Genomic DNA, 18075 nt, shown 5'->3' on the forward strand with positions numbered 1-18075 from the left:
TGGTGCTAGGCAATCTGATGGCTGGTTTGCCGCAAAGTTCTCTTGAATGAACGAACACTACAGCAAACATTTCCAAGAGGTTTATGTGGAGTACAGTGACAAGGTCAAAAACCTGTTACTGAAAAAATCCGATGAATCTCAGAGTCCGGTTCTATCTAGGAAAGGTTATAAAAGGGGGAAAATAATGGCTATTTTAGAGGCAAATAATATAGTGAAAGTGTATGGGGGATATAGTGGAGAGGGTTCCACGACTGCTTTGGATGGGGTCAGCCTTTCGGTTAAAGAAGGGGAATTTGTTGCGATAATGGGTCCTTCTGGCAGTGGGAAGACTACTTTGCTGAACATTCTAAGCGGCATTGATCAGCCTACTTCCGGGGACGTGTCAATTGCCAGCCAGGAAATAAGCGAAATGTCAGGGAATGAGCTAGCCCTGTTCCGCCGCCGCCAGCTTGGTTTTGTATTTCAGGAATTCAACCTTTTGGACAGCTTGACAGTTAAAGAAAATATCATGCTGCCAATGGTGCTTGAAAAGAAGCCGGCAACCGATATGGAAACAAAAGTACAGGAACTGGCTCAACTATTTGAAATTCAAGCTACCCTGGAAAAGTATCCTTATAACATATCAGGCGGCCAGCAGCAGCGGACCTCAGTCAGCCGCGCTCTTGTAAATGATCCTGCTATCAAATTCGCTGATGAACCAACCGGGAATCTGGATTCTAAAGCTTCGGCCATCATCATGGAGTGCTTTGAAAAAATCGTTGCTGAATTAAATACAACAGTCCTCCTTGTCACGCATGATGTTTTCGCAGCAAGTTACTGTCAGAAGGTTGTTTTTATCAAAGACGGAAAGATTCATTCAAGTATCGTGAAAAAAGGGAACAGGAAGGAGTTCCTGGACCGGATCATGGATCACTTGGCCGTCCTTGGAGGAAGAACCTATGACATTTAACCAAATTGTCTGGAAGATGGCGAAAGTGAATTATAAAAAGTATATCTTTTATTACCTTTGCAATAGCTTTGCGGTGATGTTCTTCTTTATGTTTTCGACACTTTATTTTAACAGCAGGGTTGAGCAAGGGAAGAAGCTGGAGAGCCTTCAGGATGCACTTTCGATACCTGGTGCTGCGCTGATCATCTTTACGGTTTTCTTCATCAGTTATGCGCACAGTGTTTTTATCAAACAGAGAAGAAGTGAGTTTGGGCTGTTCATGACTCTGGGCATGTCAAAAAGAGACATTGCTAAATTGCTGGTTTTGGAAAATGGGGTGATTGGCATTCTGTCCATTCTCTCAGGCATTCTTGCTGGAGCCGTATTCTCAAGACTATTTTTCATGCTGTTAATGAACATGATTGAACTGAAGGAAGTTCCGTTTCATTTCTCTGGCAAAATGTTTTTGTTCACAATAGGTGCCTTTCTAGCCGTATTTTTGCTGGCAGTCGGTAAATCACTGTTCCAGACGCTAAGAAGCAGCCTGATCTTAAGCATGAAAAGCAACAGGTTTGCGGAGACATTGAAGATGAGAAGTCCGTTGATTGGCGGCTTCGGGCTGCTGCTAATGTCTGGTTCACTGCTGAATCTGTATTTAACTTATGAGGACTCATCTGGCTCATTCCTGCCGCTTTGGACATTGGCGATGTTCCTGGGCCTATATATTTCACTTAACCAGTCTGCCAGTTTCCTGATCAGCCTCGCTAAAAAATTTCCAGGCTTCTATTATCGCAGATTGCTGTTCCTAAGCAGCCTGGATTACAAGTTCAAGCAGCTAACTTCAATCATTATGCTTGTGACAGTAATGATCATGATTACGATCTTTTATAGCACCTTATTATTGACGTTTTACAAGGCATCGGAAAAGGATGCGGTTGAAAATAACCCATATGATGTTGCTTTTTACCAGACAGAAACGAAAAATACGATATCAGACGTCGAGCTAAACGGTTTATTAGATAAAAAAGGACATCTTGAAATCCCGATCTTGAATTATTATGAAAAACTTGAATATGTCGAGGGATATTTAACATATGACTTCTTGTCATTAGATGATTTTAATCGATTGACTTCGAGTAAGGTACAGCTGGGGAAAAATGAGTACCTGTTTTATTTAAACTCGGAACCAGAATATGCTCATGCGGATCCTGCTAAATCCATTAAATTAACCATAAATAATAATGTTGTATCCTATACATTGAAAGATCAAGTGATTGAAAGAACGATCAATTTGCTGCCAAATGCATATGAATTTATTGTCGTAAATCAAGCCGATTTTGAAGATTTGCGGAATGGAGCGGAAGGGTACGAACTAAACTTCAATTTAATAAATGTGGATGACTGGAAAGAAAGTGAAAGTTCGGTTGCTGCGTTAAAAGAACAATTCATCATTAACAATCAGTCAACACCACCTATGGATTACCCTGATCTGGAGCATTCCGAAGAATCCGAGTTGTTTCGGGTTGCCTCTAAAATTGGCGACTACCATCAAAACAAAGCTACCAATGGAATGATGTTCTATGTAACGACATTTTTGAGCATCATGTTCTTTTTCGCCACCTTTGTATTGCTATATATAAATCTATTCTCCGAAATGGATACTGAAAAATTGAAGTATCGGAAACTAAATAAAATTGGGATGTCAACAAATGAAATTACTGAAAACGTAACAAGGGAACTAGCGACGATCTTTTTCGTGCCAACCATTTTAGGAACGACGCTGGCCTTTTTGTACCTGGCAATTATGTCAACAGATGTCGGAGGAATCATGCAGAACCCTGATATTTTGATGCACTTCCTGCAAATTGGCGGAATTTATGTGATCATCCAGGTGGGATCCTTCTTTTATGCAAGGAAAAAGATGTTGACGCAGTTGATACAGTAGGACATTAGAGCCGCTTTCGAAAGGGGAAGGCGGTTTATTTTTCTACCCTAATCGACAGATTTATTTTATAATGTGGAAAAGGAGGTGAGTAAAAATGACAGAGGAAAGACTCGAACGATTAGAAGGAATGATGTCGCAGCTGATCACCATGGTCGGTAACCTGCATAACAGCATGAGTGATATGCAAAAGGACATGAAGGAAATGCAAACGGATATGAAGGAAATGCAAACGAATATGAAGGAAATGCAAACGGATATGAAGGAAATGCAAACGGATATGAAGGAAATGCAAACTGTTCAAAAGGAACATGGACAAAAGTTTGAATCTATTGAGTTGAGAATGGACAAGATGGAAACAAAAAATGAATTAAGGCACCAAGAAGTATTACATCAACTGAAAAGATTGGAGAAAGACCAGGACTTCATCTGGGAAAAGGCAGTGCGAAATGAGAGAGAGCTTGAGGTTATGAAAAGAACTTTGGAATCGTAATCTATCCTTCTTTTTGCTGCCAAGCTTACCAGTGGACTGCAAGCTTGACCAGTTTGTTACTACCTCTAGTTTCCTTCACGAGTATCACTATAGATATTCTTCAGATTAATTCTAACCAAAAGGATACGCCCCATTATAGATTGGCCCAACCATAAGATTTGCTCCCTTCATCGATTTTATTAGACATTTCGTAAGCGTTGAAGAAGTAAAATGTCTAAGAAACCTCTTTTAATAGACATTTCGGAAGAGATGAGAGAGTAAAATGTCTAAGAAACCCCATTTAATAGACATTTTGGAAGCGATGAAAGAGTAAAATGTCTAAGAAATCCTATTTAATAGACATTTCGGAAGAGATGAGAGAGTAAAATGTCTAAGAAACCCCATTTAATAGACATTTCGGAAGCGATGAAAGAGTAAAATGTCTAAGAAACTCCATTTAATAGACATTTCGGAAGAGTTGAAGGAGTAAAATGTCTAAGAAACTCCATTTAATAGACATTTCGGAAGCGATGAAAGAGTAAAATGTCTAAGAAACTCCATTTAATAGACATTTCGGAAGAGTTGAAGGAGTAAAATGTCTAAGAAACTCCATTTAATAGACATTTTGGAAGCGTGGAAGCAGTGAAATGTCTAAGAAACCCGATTTAATGGACATTTCGGAAGCACCAAAGGGATGAAATGGTGAAAACCCTTTTTAATAGATAATCAGATAGCTCTATAGGATCGCCCCACTTTCCCTCCGATAGAAAAAAACGATCAAATCTCTTTTTTACCCTCTAATCACCTCCTAAATGGTATAATTATCATAATTATTAGAAAAGTCGCCAATTTAGGGGGAGGAGGCTTCCCATGGACACCATGTTCACCAAACAGCATACCAGGCGGAACCATGTTGATGATTCGCTCATCTCCCTTGTCCGACAGAAGAGTAACCTTGATTTCACCCTTTTTCAAATAATAGATTCCCCTTCCAGCCTCCCCCTGCAGATAAACAACCTTGTTCTTCTCAAACTCAACAGCTGCCCATACGACAAATACGGCTCCCATTGATAACGAAGAACTTGCATATCATCATTTGACGAGCGGAACGACGACTTGTCCCTCGCTGGTTTACTACTTTTCCGATGATGTCATTGCGGCGATTTGCAAGAACCATCCTGAGGCGGCGGGTATTTATACGGATTCATTGATCTATAAATTCAGGACGCTTGCTGAAATCATTGCACATCTGGACAGTCCTGTGGAGCAGCAAATGGCGTTTTATCTGCTCAAGCTTGTTCAGGAGAACGGGAATGCCTCGATGAACCAGACGGCTTTTTCTAAATATATTGGCACGTCCCGTATTACTGTGAACAAGATTATTCAATAAATACTGGGGCGTTGGTGGAGTTACGAAGGATGAATTAAAATCTCAACTCTGATAAAGAGTTGGGATTTTTTAGTAGGTTTTTAAAAGGATTCTATATGACGATAAGCGAATAGATTATTAGGTTACTAATTTTCTAATAGGGATAACGGTATTAAAAATGGAACATACAATTGAACATATCAAAGCAGTTTCAAAAACAATAGAATACATGAAAGAAAACATCGATGAAGAGCTCACTTCGGATCAACTGGCAGCGATAGCAGGGTACAGTCCATATCACTTTTCCCGGGTGTTCAAGGAAGTCACTGGTGTATCACCAAGGTATTATCTCTCAGCATTAAGAATAGAAGCTGGAAAGGAGATGCTGATCAGATCTTCCTCAAACTCCATTCTTAAAACATTGCTTGATATTGGCTTTCATAGTTTGGGTACTTTCAGTTCAAAATTCAAGCAATTTGTTGGTCAGTCACCCAAGCAATTTCAAAAACATGCCATTAAGCTTCATCAGTTGATGAATGAGCTAGATGAAAGGCAGATTGCAATTCCTGAAAAGGTAAACCTTCCTGCTGTTCATTGCAGGATAGAAGCTCCCGAGGACTTTAAGGGCCTTATTTTTGTGGGGTTATTTCCCCGTCCAATTCCCGACCAAGCACCTATTGCAGGCACAGCTTTGAGGCCGGCACATCGAGAGTTCACTTTTAATAGAGTCCCAACCGGTACATATTACGTTTTGGCTGCAGCGATTCCTTGGAGCGCGAATCCCCGGGACTACTTTCTGCTGTCTAAAAGTTTACGAGGAAAGGCTGAAGGGGTTATTGAAATCTACAGCGGCAGTTGGGTTGAAGTAAAGGTGAAATTGAGGGAGCCAATGCCTTATGATCCTCCTATATTAGTCAATTTGCCGAGTCTCTTATTTAAAAAAGATAGCAAACTAGAAGAAAAATAACCCATTACATTATGTTAAATTTATGAAAAAGGAGTGAGTACAATGTTGAATAAAGTATGTGTTTTGACGATTAAAGTTGCAGACATGGAGGAAGCCCTAAAATTTTACACTAAGGTACTGGATTTCGAAGTATCAAAGCACTATGGGGAAAATATAGTTTCATTGGTACATAATGAAATCCCGATTGTGCTCGAGAAGAGTGAGGGAGATACTGGTTCTGGAGGTCAGAGGGTCCTGTTAGGCCTACTATCTGAAAACCTTGATGAGGATGTTAAGCTTCTGCGTGAAAAGGGTGCAAAGATATTATTTGATGAATCCAGGCCGTGCCCGCCAGGAAGATACAATATGATTGAGGATCCATTCGGCAATCAGCTGGAGCTCGTGGAGTTTTCTAATTATCAATAGGGGGTCAAGGTTATGGATGATACATTGGCAGAAGTGAAACAAGAAATTATAATCAATGCGCCTGTTGAACTAATTTGGCACGCCTGGACAATTCCTGACCGGGTTGCCCTGTGGTTTGCGCCGGAAACTAATATTGAAGCTAAAGTTGGCGGAGCGTATGAGCTGTATTTTATTCCAGGCAATAGAACGGGAATGAATACGATGGGGTGCAAGGTACTGAAGCTGGAGCCTTTTAAAGACTTAGTGTTTGAATGGAAAGCACCTGATCAGTTCAGTTCACTGATGAACGAAGAAGAAAAATTGACAATTATTTCGGTGAATTTTGTAAGGCTAGAAGACAATTCTACAAAGGTGACAACACGCCACACAGGCTTCAAAGATGGCGAGGAATGGACAGAAGCCATTACGTGGCATGAAATGGCCTGGTCAGGAGTTTTAAAGAGCTTGAAAAATGCATTGGAAACAGGGAAAGGGGATCTATGCTGCCAACCGGAATAGAAAAGAAGCACCACCCGAAATTTTCGGGCGGTGCTTTCTTTTTACTCCCCAGGTTTCTCTCCGTTGGCAATATCAGCAGCATATGGGATGATTCCTTCTGCTTCTGCGCCGAATGTATCGATTTGCTGGGAGTGAAGGACGGTGCCGTCTTTATCAATAACAGCAAAGCCTCGTACTGCTATTGGAGACTCCGGATCCAACATGTTTGTCTTCTTGATCAATTTCAGTTTCTCATCAGATATGACTGGATAATCTAGTCCCAACTCTTCTTTCATCGCTTTATGTTCCTTAACAGATGAAGCGCTTACTGCGTAAATGTTTCCTGGAAACTGGCTGAATGACTCTTTTCGGTTTTGCAGCTCGACCAGCTGCGATTTACAAAAGTCTCAACCAACTCCGGTAAAAAAGAAAACCAGTGCAGGCTCTTCCATATTCTCAAAGGATACTTCCTCACTGTTCTCATCCGGAAGGGAAAGACCTTCTGATTCGGTTTTTTCCTCGGAACAACCGCTAATAAAAGCACCGATCATCAATATCATAATAAGTTTCCTCATGGGTGCACCTCCTTATGTATGTTAATAAGTATAACGTTTTTTATTGAAACCTCATTATATCATTTATGAAGCTTTTGTTTCGAGTAACAGAATTGTGGCCGTACCTTTTTGAAAATTATGAAAATAGACGTTTATGCACTCGCCACTCGGGAATGATTCTAAGTGTAAAAATACAATTGATGGAGGCTGAATAATGTACATCCACAAAAAAGAATTATTGTTCCCTGTCCAAGTTAAAAGCCCAAATCCAGCTCATGCAGCTGCAGTACTTGAACAATTCGGGGGTGCCAACGGTGAATTGAAAGCCTGTCTTCAATATTTTGCCCAAAGCTTTAGCACTCCTGACCCGGCGATCCGCGATTTACTAATGGATATTTCTACAGAGGAGATTTCCCATCTCGAAATGGTGGGTGAGTGTATCACTCAGTTAATGGGTGGCCCTGATAAAGAACAAAAGATGGAAGAGATGGGTGCCGATGAAAGGAAGATGTCCGGGGAAGGGAATATTCTGTCTGATGCCAAAAGCCATATCAACAATATGATGCACTTCAACTTTAATTCTACTGTACAGAAAAGCATGATTCTCGATGGTCACGGCCTGGATTTTGTGGATTCTTCAGGAACTCCTTTTACAGGTAATTTCATCAATAATGTTGGCGATCTCGTTGCCAATCTGCAATCAGATTTAGCAGCAGAACTGCGTGCGAAAAAAGTTTATGAAGAGTTATACCGCCATGTTGATGATCCGGGAGCAAGGGAGATGTTCCAATTCTTGATTGATCGTGAAGCAGCCCATGCGACACTTTTCGAAGAAGCGATCATGCGAGCTAAGGAATTGGAAAACAAAAAAGCCCATCAGACTGGCGACCATGTAAATATGTATTTTGATTTATCACTCGGTGGACTTGCCAAAAATGAATTTAGCTTTGCGAAACAAGCAAAAGTGTTTGAAGGCCCGGTCGAGCCGAAAGAATAATCGTAATTCCGCCCTCTGAATCGGTTGATTTGGAGGGTTTTGTTTGTTTTCAATTATCTCAATTATTCTGCTAGTGTACCAATCGATGTGCCCGTTGAAATAACCATAAATAAAGGATTTGTTCGTGTTTTCCTAGAATTATAACTATGGAAGGCGGCATGAAATAGGTGATTTCTATTCCATGTCGGACTGTTCTCATACATAGGTGGAATCTATATCTCTACTATTTGGGTTCCAGCAAGCGCAGCCATCGGTGTATTCGATGGTCTGATCATGGGCGGCAGTACATATTATTTAGCAATGAAAAATTATATGTCCATGTATCACAATTTCTCATAATGGTTTTTAAAAACTTTAAAAAGTCTTTCGTCGCCGCCACGGTCGGGATGCAGTGCCTTAAGGAGTTTTTTTAACTCTTTTTTGAGTTCCTGACTGTTGCTATTCTGTTTCAAGCCAAGCAAGTCCTCTAACTCGGAAGTAGGCGCGACCGATGCCTCTATATGGGCATTGAGCATTTTTTTCAATGTACGGACCTTCGATTGTTCAATATGTAATCTTGTATTTAAAAGCTCGAGCTGCTCGTTCAGTTTGTTATTTGCGTCACGAGACTGTTCCAGTAAATCAGTATGTTTCTTGATAACGAATTCGGTGAGATTACCGGGGGTTATTTTATCAGATTCAGACTCTAAAAAACCTGTTTCAATCCAGGTTTCAACGTCTTGTTCTGTCGTTTCCATCCCATATGAAGTTAATTGTTCTGCAGCTTCTTTGATTGTCAGCATCTATTTCACTCTCTTATCTCAAAAATAATCAGACAAATCTATCATACCATTGATATTTTTCAGAAAAAGAACAGAAGTATGACATTGTGTTACATAATCTATTGTTTAAAAATAAAGGAGCTGGAGAGCTAATGACATTTCAATTGTCGGAAGTAATAGAAGTATTGGAACGAACTCCTAAGATATTAGAACAATATTTAGTAGGTTTATCAGATGGCTGGCTAGAATCTAATGAAGGAGAAGGAACCTGGAATCCTTCACAAGTCATTGGCCATTTAATCGATGCCGAGAAATATAATTGGATCCCCAGATTGGAATTAATATTAAGCGAAACAAGCGATAAAAAATTCCCTCCATTTGACCGGTTTTCACATTTGCAACAATACCATGACTGGACAATCGAAGAAAAGATAACGAAATTCAGTTCGGTAAGGGCGGAAAATGTGGCTAAACTGAAAGAAATGATCAAAGATCAAAACCAGTTTGAGATGACAGGGATCCATCCAGAGTATGGAGAAGTGAAAGTCCGCGAATTGATTTCAACATGGGCCGTCCATGACTTGACCCATATTTCCCAGATCACCAGAGTGATGGCAAAAAGATTTGATGTGGCAGTAGGTCCTTGGAAGAGTTATTTGGGGATATTAAACAAGAGTTAGGATGAATTCTTGACCTGTTCCGCTTCACTTTCACTAGACCTAGTTAGACTTCGGACAAAATCCTTGGCAATAGCTGTAATGTTGTCCGAACCCAGGTCAACTTCGGACAAAATCGAGAGTAGTAACCGTAATTTTGTCTAAACCCAGGTCGACTTTAGACAAAATCCTGAGCTGGAGCTGTTAATTTGTCCAAACCTAGCCTGACTTCGTTCAAAAGGCAGGTCTCCAGCCTTAACTTTGTCTGAACAATAAAATACCGTTAACAACAAGGAGTTATAGAATGATAAATACAAGATTAATGAAAAATGATGAGATTGAAGTAGTTGCCAATTTCATATCAGAGCTGAACAGAGTGGAAGAATCGCATATCGGGTATTGTGGAGTCGACCCTTTGGAAATAGCATATTCCTTAAAGGAAGATTTAACGGATATTACATATGAAAATAGTTTTTTAATTGCTTATGATGATGAGGGTTTAATAGGTGTTTTAGGGTTCGATGCGGACCTTGAGAATCAAAGGGCTGAAATTTGGGGACCATTTGTTAAGGATGGTAAGTGGGATAATGCGAGCTGCCTGTGGACCAGCATGCTTGAATTACTACCGGAAGAAATCATCTCCCTCGGCATGTTTCCGAACAAGGAAAATCATAGAGTGTTAGAACTTGCTGAGAACCTCTCTTTTAACAGGCATAGTGACCAAACGATTTTGAGTTTTCACCGAAGCAGATTACAAGAGTTGGAGGTGGAACAGCTCCACGAATTAGAGGAAGAGTATTTTCCTGATATAATCCAGCTTCATGATCAATCTTTTCCTGAAACTTATTATAGTGGGGAACAAATCATTGACAGGCTCAACGAGGAAAGAAAGGTTTTTATCGTTAAAACTGAAGGTCGCTTCAGCGGATATATTTATGTGGAAGCTCAACCAGAGTTTGGGGAAGGAAGCATTGAGTTTTTTGCCGTACCAGCAAGTGAGCGGGGAAAAGGAATCGGAGAAAAATTGCTCTCGGCCGCACTAAATTGGTTTTTTACATTTGAGAGCATACAATCTATTACTCTATCCGTCAGTTCGGGCAACCGGGATGCCATAGGGCTGTACAAAAAAGTCGGCTTTGAGCAGATTCATGAACTATGCTATTTTACAAAGAAAATATAAAAAAGCTTGGAGCAGTCCATTCCAACCACATACTCCAAGCTTTTCTCATGCAAATTACCTAACCGCGCCGTGAGGCAAAACGGCGTGAACCCCTTTGACACCGTTCACGACCTGGGTGACGCGTAAATCGACGGTCACGCTAGCGATTGCCAGTGCTTCTGTACGCTCAACACCATGCAGCTCCCTTAATAAATCAACCATTTCATCCAATGCCTGTCCTCCTGCAAGATTGAGGTCCTCATTGAAGCCGAATGTCAGCCATCCTTCCGGGGTGTTGGCACGCGGCATCTTCAAGGAAAGATCATCCCTCAGTGTCAAGGTGATGTCGACTAGATCCATCGGACACTCAATTGCAGTGCCGGAAACTTCGCCGTCTCCCTGTGCGGCATGGCCGTCCCCGATGGAGAATAAGGCTCCATCAACTGAAATCGGCAGGTACAGGGTACTGCCTCTTTTTAATTCCTTGCAGTCGATGTTGCCGCCGCAATAGCGGGGAGGAGAGGTGATGTGCACGCCGGGTTCTGCTGGTGCTACTCCCATCAATCCGATGAAAGGGTTAAGCGCTACATTCACAGGACGCGAACCCATTTCTACTCTCGCAGTCATACTATCACGGTTCAATTCCCAGTCAAGACGAATTCTCTCAGATCCCGTCAATCCGACTGCGTCATTTTGCCAGCTTTTTTTACCGCCGGCCCAGTTCGTCCCATACCAGCCAGGGACAACATCATTCACTTTCACCTCAAGCACCATCCCTGGTGTTGCTCCCTTCACTTCAATAGGGCCCACCATCGGATGTAATGGAGTTTCTTCATTCACTGCAGACTTGAAAAACTCTCTCTCGATTCCTTTTGAAGCAGAATATCCCCATTCAATGTCCGGAGTTTGCATTCGGACCGAGTCTCCGGAATGAACTGTGAGAATTGGCTTATATTCATTGCTAAAAGAACCATGCAGGTTTTCGGATTTCAATTCAATTTTGTGAATCATGTTTATCACTCCTTATGCGATTTCATTTTTAACTATTTCAGCTTTAGGCTTTCTTTTAAAAAGCTTCGGATTCGTTCCGATATACACGCCAGACAATACGAGAGCAGCTCCGATTGCATGGGCTGCAGTGAATTTTTCACCTAAAAACAAAGTAGCCATTATGACCGCAGATACTGGCATTACGTTGATAAAAATCGATGCCTTTGCTGCGCCAACTTCCTTGATACCATTGTAGTACATGACGAATGACACGACGGTAACCAAAACGCTCATATGTATAATGGCAATCCAGGTAGTACCAGATGCCTGCTGCACATCCTGCCATGATGTTTCTGCCAGGGCGAAAGGCAGTAAGAACATTGTGCCGAACGCTACTGCATAGGTTGTGGACTCGACAGAACTGAATTTCTTCAGCACGATTTTACCCACTACACTATAAAGCGCCCAGCTGACAACAGCTCCCATTAAAACGAAGTCAATTGGCTCGAATCCCAGTTGAATTAAGTTCGTCAGGTGTCCATCGGTAATGATGAAAAAGGCACCTGAAAGCGCGATGGCCAATCCAATCACATTGTTGCGGGTGATGGTTTCTTTTAAAAATATTGCTGACAAAAGCACGATCAGCACCGGATTCGAGGCGATGAACAATGAGCTTTTGATAACTGGTGCATGTTTGCTGGCCAGGAAAAAGAAGATATTGTACAAGGCGATTCCCGTTAATCCCAAAACGGCAAATAAGCTGTAATCCTTTAAATTCGGTTTCTGCCGATTTTTCTCCATGATGAACATGAGAGGAAACAGGAGGATCGCCGCCCCGAAAAACCTAAAAAAAGCGACAGTAGCCGGTTCGAAGCTTTGGACCGCGTATTTTCCGGCAATGAATGCACTGCCCCATGTTGATGTGGCAAAGGTTAACATGCCATATGTAAGCCATAATTTTTTGTTCATTGTTGTCCCTTCTTTACGAATGTTTTAAATAGTATTGTAGCATCTTTTTCGAAAAGCGAAATAAAAAATTAGCAAGTTATGAAACTTTTTTTCAGGTGAAGAGTCAAATGTAGTGGAAAAAAATAAATAATATGAGGTGCTAAATTGAGAAAAGTTTTTGCCATTCTCTTTTTATTGATCACAATGACGGCATGTACCGCGGAAACGGAAATAGAAACAAGCAGCCAAAAGCAAGACGAAAAGAAAGCAGAGGAGAAATCTGATACCGGCGTGGTTCAGGAAGATCTGTCAGCAAGCCTCGTTGAAGAAGAATCAGAGACTGAAGGGAAAGATTTTATTTACGAAGTCAAGAACAATACAGATAAGGATATTGAAATCCCGTTTAATCAAAACGGAGGACATGGCTATGTTGTCAGGGATGAATCCGGCAAGGAGCTGACCAGGCAGGATGGATATGGAACAATCCAAAGCAATCAGGTGGTCAGTCCTGGCGAAGCCATTACAATAAAAATCGGTTTAGGCGGTTATGAAAAGGGAACCTATGAACTGGAAGTTTGGATGGAGTCTGGTCTTGAAAACTCCTTTAATCAAACAATTCTTTTCATTATCGAATAAATACTTTAATTTAGCAGAGGCATTAAGCCTCTGTTTTTTCATTTAAATAATTGAGCAACTAAAAGTCATTTTCAAATTCATTCTGGAGTTTTTTATGCAGTTCTTTCGTATCATAAATCAGATCTAGGACGTATTTATTAAACAATTTACCTATGAAAAGCTATTACCTTTAGGTATAATTAACCTTTTTTCTCCTTGTACCACCTCTATAAGGATGGTGAAAATATGGAAATAATTAGAAAGTTATAGTCTATGACCGTAACTAATTTGGATTACACTAAATAGGGCTTATTTTACAAATTTCCCAATACCAACTAATTAATCATTTTCCGAATATTCAGTTTCATTGTCCTATTTTTCGACAAAACTCCAATTCCCAAAAGGCTATGGTTTATTTAGCACCTATTTCACATAGAGTGTGCGACGAAAGGAGAGCAGGAAAGTATCCAAAGGAAAATACTTAGGAGGTAGATGGATGAAACGTAAAAAACGTCGATTATTATCCGTACTTCTATCAACTGCATTGGTCGTGCCATTGCTGCTTCAACCACAGTTCCAGACAAATGCGGCTACAAAGGGAGTCAGTGTTTCCGCAAAGGAGGCAGTCCAAAATGCCAAGCAAAAAGTGAGCAAGAAGCTTTATACTCAATTTGAAAAAGAGGATAAAGTAACCTTCCTGGTAAAAATGAAAGAGCAGGTTGACACTAACGCTGTCGCAAAAGAGGCAGAGAAAAAGGCCGGCCTGGCAAAAGCCACGCCTGCAAAAGCAAAATTGATGAAGCGTTCAACGATTGTTTCAGAGCTGAAAGCAAAGGCTCAGGAAACGCAATTCGATGTTCTGGAATACCTGAAGAAACAGGAAAAGAAAGGCGCGGCTAAGGGTGTTCATTCTTACCATGTAGTGAATGCAATTGCCGTAACAGCTACAGAAGAGGTCATGAATGAGCTTGCCGGTTTTGCTGAAGTTGATAAAATCCTTCCTAATGAAACACGGCAGCTTTTCGTCCCTGAAAAATCAGCTGTCGCAGTTCAGGACCCTGCTGCTAAAACCAATTCGATTGAATGGAATATAGATCGTGTTGGAGCTCCTGCCGTATGGGATATGGGGATTGATGGCAGCGGGATTACTGTAGCTTCGATTGACACAGGTGTTCAATGGAATCACCCTGCATTACAGGAGAAATACCGGGGTTATGACTTAGCCACCGGAGAAGTGTCGCATGAAGGTAACTGGTTTGATGCTGTTGCCGGCCAATCTGCACCGTATGATGACCATGGACATGGGACGCATGTTACCGGCACGATGGTAGGGTCCGAGCCTGATGGTGGTAATGTCATCGGGGTTGCTCCCGGAGCAAAATGGATTGCTGTTAAAGCATTCACGGCCTCTGGCGGCACAGATGCTGATTTGCTTGAAGCTGGTGAGTGGATACTTGCTCCAAATGGAAACCCGGAATTAGCACCTGATGTTGTAAACAACTCATGGGGCGGTGGACCTGGATTGGATGAATGGTATCGCCCAATGGTTCAAGCATGGAGAGCTGCTGAGATCTTCCCAGAGTTCTCTGCCGGTAATACTACCTTCAGCAATCCTGGAGGTCCAGGTTCTGTTGCGAACCCAGCCAATTATCCAGAATCAGTCGCAACAGGCGCGACGGATATCAATAATAACCTGGGAACTTTCTCACTCTTAGGGCCGTCACCGTATGGCGAAATTAAGCCAGAATTGACTGCACCGGGAGTGAATATCCGCTCATCTGTTCCAGGAAGCGGATATGAAGGCGGCTGGAACGGGACATCGATGGCCGGTCCTCATGTCTCGGCAGCAATCGCGTTATTGCTGCAGGCAAATTCCAGTTTGACAGTTGATGATCTGGAAGAGATTTTATTAACGACGGCAATGCCATTAACGGACAATGCATATCCTGAATCACCGAATAATGGGTACGGATCTGGATTGTTGAATGTTTTTGACGCTGTTTCTTCGGTTGTTTCTGGTTTAGGGAAATTAAAAGGACAGGTAACAAAGGATGGAGACGACAGTGAAGCACCGGTGTTGGAGCATTCCCAACCTGCCACGGTTTTTGCAGGAATGCCACTGACTTTAGAGGCTTCAGCTGCCGACAACATCAGTGTAACAAATGTAGAAGTTGAATATCAATTGGAAGATGGATCCTGGTCATCTGTTTCCGCCGTGCGTACTGGCGGTGACTATAAAAATGGGACGTATCAGGCCAATATCCCAGGTGAAGCAATCTCTGGAAACGAATTTGCATACAAATGGAAAGCAGTGGATTTTGGAGGAAATGAAACAGTAAGTGAATTTACTGTGACCATTTTACCAGGAATCACTGTGGGCTATGAACAGAATTTTGAAAATGATGCTTCTGGCTGGACCTCATATGGAGATGCAAACAGCTGGGAGTGGGGCACGCCGACAAGTGGTCCTGGCTCTGCTTTTTCAGGAGAGAAGGTCTATGGTACTGCTCTTGCTGGAACGTATCAAAGCCGCGCAAACATGTCCTTGCAAATGCCGCCGATCGATTTGCCGGAAGGCAGCAGTTACCTGCAGTTCAAGCAATGGTATAACCTTGAGAGAAATTATGACTACGGCCATGTATTTGTCTCCACCGATGCTGTTAACTGGGTGCAAAAACTGCGCGTGAACAATCTTTCTAATGGCTGGATTGATGGAGAAGTGGATCTAAGTGAATATGCCGGACAAAGGATTTATGTCGCCTTTAACGTAACCACTGATGGCAGCGTGGTCAGGGATGGATGGTATCTGGATGAAGTAACTTTAACTGATACTCCGCTTGCCGCGCCAGCTAAGGCAGACACTACAATAACCAAAGACGATACGAAGGCTAGCCTGAAAGAAAAGGTTGATCCTAATAAAATCGAAATGTCACTGCCTAAGCAGCATAAGGCTGAAAGTTCAGCAACTCCGATGGCATTGCCTATGCAGGCTGTTGTGACAGTTGTTGAATCAGGACGTTCCGTAAAAACGAACCCTGCAAATGGCAGCTTTGAACTGACACATGCTGCTGGAAGCTTTACGGTTGTAGCAGAAGCCTATGGTTTCCGTCCACAGACTCAAACAGTAGAAATTGAACAGGATGGAGAGACAACGGCTAACTTCAATCTCGAGGAACTGCCAAAGGGAACAATAAATGGCTCCATCACGAACAAAGCAACTGGTGAGCCTGTAGAGGGTGCGACGGTTTATTTGTTGGAGGATGCGAACATTGCTCCTGTGGCAACAGATGAAAACGGACATTACTCGCTGACTGCATATGAAGGAGAATACACTTTAAAAGTGATTGCTCCGCATTTCTACAGTCAAGAGGTGTCCGTGACGCTTGATGGCGATGTTGAGCAAAACTTTGAGATCAAGCCGTTCATCGGTTATCCAGGTGAAATCGGATATGATGATGGCAGCGCTGAAAATGCACGTGCATTTTATGACGCTGGCAATGGCTGGGCAGTGAAGATGTCATTGGCAGAAGGCAATGACAAAGCGTTGGTTACTGGCGGACTGTTCCGTTTCTGGGATACAGAATGGCCGGTTCCGGGCGGTACGGATTTCAAAGTGGAAGTTTATGATGCAACTGGTACTGACGGTGCACCAGGCAAGAAGCTGGCGGGCCCAATCGACGCCACCGCATTAAGAAATGGTGAGTGGACACATATTGATTTAAGCAGCCACGGCATAGTGGTTGAGGGAGATTTCTATCTGGTTTATATCCAGGCAGGCATCAACACCGCTTCACCAGGCCTGGCAACAGATGAAAACGGAGAGAATGCATTAAGAAGCTGGCAGCTGGTGGGTGGCAGCTGGTCACTATCTCCAGAGGATGAAGGAAACTACATGATTCGTGCTGTGGTCGATTATGAGGTGACCGCGCCAAGCATCTCTTCACCTGTAGATGGTTCTTTTACAAATGAAGGTACTGTCACAGTAGAAGGCGCGGCTGCACCAACAACGACTGTTCATATTTACAATGACGGGGAAGAGATTGCCACCACTTCTGCGAACGATCAAGGTGCTTATACAGTGGAAGTCACTCTTAACGAAGGTACTAATGTACTGACAGCCAAGGCATCGACAGAGCAGGGAATTACTGATGCTTCAGAACCTGTATCAGTGGTATTTGATCCGAATGCACCTGAATTGTCAATTACCTCACCTGCTGACGGCAGCAAGATTAATAAAGAAACGGTAACCGTTACCGGAGCAATTGCTGATGCAAACCTTGAAGGTGTCACGGTTAACGGTTCAGCAGCGAAGGTAGAAAACGGATCCTATTCATCCAGGGTCATGCTGGATGAAGGCATGAACGAAATCAAGGTCATTGCAAAAGACAAAGCTGGAAATGTAACAGAAGAATCGGTTAATGTTGATGTGAAATACACTGCCCCAGTGATTACAGACTTGAAACCTGACCAGGATCAAACATTAAAGAGTGGGGAAAGTATGAAAATCGAATTCACAAGTGAAGAGGATCTGGATGCAACATTCGTGATTCACATGCCATTAACAAGCAACGCACAGGTTACGAATGCAACAGAGCTGCCAATGCGTGAGGTCTCACCAGGTTACTATGTGGGATACTATACTGCCACTAAGGATGTTGTAGCAGACGGGGCCATCATTGAGGTTAAGGCTGCTGACTCCTATGGAAACGAAACAAGGAAAACAGCAGATGGCAAGCTGAATATCAATGTTAAAAAGAAAAAGGGTAAAAAATAAAACCAAAGGACCTTCCGCTTTTTATGGGAAGGTCTTTTGATGTATGCATCACTTAAAAAAG

Annotated in this window: 17 protein-coding genes and 1 pseudogene; 12 read left to right on the plus strand and 6 right to left on the minus strand. The window is 42.2% G+C overall.

Annotation, left to right across the window (positions count from 1 at the left end; genetic code table 11):
• The first annotated feature begins 184 nt into the window (after positions 1 to 184).
• The 3 genes from RH061_RS10865 to RH061_RS10875 all read left to right on the plus strand — a co-directional run bounded on the left by RH061_RS10865 (position 185) and on the right by RH061_RS10875 (position 3363).
• A complete protein-coding gene (locus tag RH061_RS10865) occupies positions 185 to 949 on the plus strand; it encodes an ABC transporter ATP-binding protein (RefSeq protein WP_311076009.1) in 765 nt (254 codons plus the stop codon).
• On the plus strand, positions 939 to 2873 hold the full coding sequence (locus tag RH061_RS10870) for an ABC transporter permease (protein ID WP_311076010.1): 1935 nt from the start codon (positions 939 to 941) through the stop codon (positions 2871 to 2873). The genes RH061_RS10865 and RH061_RS10870 overlap by 11 nt, the downstream gene beginning before the upstream one ends.
• 94 nt (positions 2874 to 2967) lie before the next feature.
• Positions 2968 to 3363 carry a hypothetical protein gene (locus RH061_RS10875; protein WP_311076012.1) on the plus strand — a complete coding sequence of 132 codons (396 nt, stop codon included), beginning with the start codon at positions 2968 to 2970 and terminating at the stop codon, positions 3361 to 3363.
• Between the two features lie 780 nt (positions 3364 to 4143).
• Here RH061_RS10875 and RH061_RS23090 read toward each other — a convergent pair.
• Complete coding sequence (locus RH061_RS23090; protein WP_396654874.1) at positions 4144 to 4410, minus strand: Crp/Fnr family transcriptional regulator; 267 nt, start codon at positions 4408 to 4410, stop codon at positions 4144 to 4146.
• Here RH061_RS23090 and RH061_RS10880 point away from each other — a divergent pair.
• From RH061_RS10880 to RH061_RS10895, 4 genes are all read left to right on the plus strand, one after another.
• The gene (locus RH061_RS10880; protein WP_311076014.1) at positions 4361 to 4732 is read left to right on the plus strand and encodes a cyclic nucleotide-binding domain-containing protein; all 372 of its coding nucleotides are present in this window, start codon (positions 4361 to 4363) and stop codon (positions 4730 to 4732) included. The genes RH061_RS23090 and RH061_RS10880 overlap by 50 nt on opposite strands.
• A gap of 157 nt (positions 4733 to 4889) precedes the next feature.
• On the plus strand, positions 4890 to 5678 hold the full coding sequence (locus tag RH061_RS10885; protein WP_311076016.1) for a helix-turn-helix domain-containing protein: 789 nt from the start codon (positions 4890 to 4892) through the stop codon (positions 5676 to 5678).
• A 42-nt stretch (positions 5679 to 5720) separates the two neighbouring features.
• Positions 5721 to 6083, plus strand: coding sequence for a VOC family protein (locus tag RH061_RS10890; RefSeq protein ID WP_311076017.1), 363 nt, complete (start codon positions 5721 to 5723; stop codon positions 6081 to 6083).
• A 12-nt stretch (positions 6084 to 6095) separates the two neighbouring features.
• Positions 6096 to 6581 carry an SRPBCC family protein gene (locus tag RH061_RS10895; RefSeq protein ID WP_311076018.1) on the plus strand — a complete coding sequence of 162 codons (486 nt, stop codon included), beginning with the start codon at positions 6096 to 6098 and terminating at the stop codon, positions 6579 to 6581.
• Between the two features lie 41 nt (positions 6582 to 6622).
• On the opposite strand, the pseudogene RH061_RS10900 reads toward RH061_RS10895, so the two are convergent.
• Positions 6623 to 6952 (minus strand): annotated as a pseudogene (locus RH061_RS10900) (redoxin domain-containing protein); the annotation flags it as partial.
• Between the two features lie 15 nt (positions 6953 to 6967).
• Positions 6968 to 7135, minus strand: coding sequence for a hypothetical protein (locus RH061_RS10905; protein WP_311076020.1), 168 nt, complete (start codon positions 7133 to 7135; stop codon positions 6968 to 6970).
• A gap of 193 nt (positions 7136 to 7328) precedes the next feature.
• Between RH061_RS10905 and RH061_RS10910 the strand changes: the two genes are divergently transcribed.
• Entirely contained in the window at positions 7329 to 8111 is a 783-nt protein-coding gene (locus RH061_RS10910) for a manganese catalase family protein (protein ID WP_311076022.1), read from the plus strand.
• Between the two features lie 323 nt (positions 8112 to 8434).
• Here RH061_RS10910 and RH061_RS10915 read toward each other — a convergent pair whose 3' ends face one another.
• Positions 8435 to 8893 carry a J domain-containing protein gene (locus tag RH061_RS10915; protein ID WP_311076024.1) on the minus strand — a complete coding sequence of 153 codons (459 nt, stop codon included), beginning with the start codon at positions 8891 to 8893 and terminating at the stop codon, positions 8435 to 8437.
• Between the two features lie 131 nt (positions 8894 to 9024).
• On the opposite strand from RH061_RS10915, the gene RH061_RS10920 reads away from it, so the two are divergent.
• Both RH061_RS10920 and RH061_RS10925 read left to right on the plus strand, forming a co-directional pair.
• On the plus strand, positions 9025 to 9552 hold the full coding sequence (locus RH061_RS10920; protein WP_311076026.1) for a DinB family protein: 528 nt from the start codon (positions 9025 to 9027) through the stop codon (positions 9550 to 9552).
• A 280-nt stretch (positions 9553 to 9832) separates the two neighbouring features.
• Positions 9833 to 10708: a GNAT family N-acetyltransferase gene (locus RH061_RS10925; RefSeq protein WP_311076028.1), complete on the plus strand. Its 876-nt coding sequence runs from the start codon at positions 9833 to 9835 to the stop codon at positions 10706 to 10708.
• A gap of 54 nt (positions 10709 to 10762) precedes the next feature.
• Here the strand turns inward: RH061_RS10925 and RH061_RS10930 are convergent, their stop codons facing one another.
• Positions 10763 to 11698, minus strand: coding sequence for an acetamidase/formamidase family protein (locus tag RH061_RS10930; protein WP_311076031.1), 936 nt, complete (start codon positions 11696 to 11698; stop codon positions 10763 to 10765).
• A gap of 12 nt (positions 11699 to 11710) precedes the next feature.
• On the minus strand, positions 11711 to 12646 hold the full coding sequence (locus RH061_RS10935; protein WP_311076033.1) for a DMT family transporter: 936 nt from the start codon (positions 12644 to 12646) through the stop codon (positions 11711 to 11713).
• A gap of 144 nt (positions 12647 to 12790) precedes the next feature.
• On the opposite strand from RH061_RS10935, the gene RH061_RS10940 reads away from it, so the two are divergent.
• Both RH061_RS10940 and RH061_RS10945 read left to right on the plus strand, forming a co-directional pair.
• Positions 12791 to 13261, plus strand: a complete 471-nt coding sequence (locus RH061_RS10940; RefSeq protein WP_311076036.1) for a BsuPI-related putative proteinase inhibitor — start codon at positions 12791 to 12793, stop codon at positions 13259 to 13261.
• Between the two features lie 475 nt (positions 13262 to 13736).
• Positions 13737 to 18014, plus strand: a complete 4278-nt coding sequence (locus RH061_RS10945) for a S8 family serine peptidase (protein ID WP_311076038.1) — start codon at positions 13737 to 13739, stop codon at positions 18012 to 18014.
• The last annotated feature ends 61 nt before the right edge of the window (positions 18015 to 18075 follow it).

This window comes from Mesobacillus jeotgali (assembly GCF_031759225.1).
GTDB classification, from domain to species: Bacteria; Bacillota; Bacilli; order Bacillales; family Cytobacillaceae; genus Mesobacillus; species Mesobacillus jeotgali_B.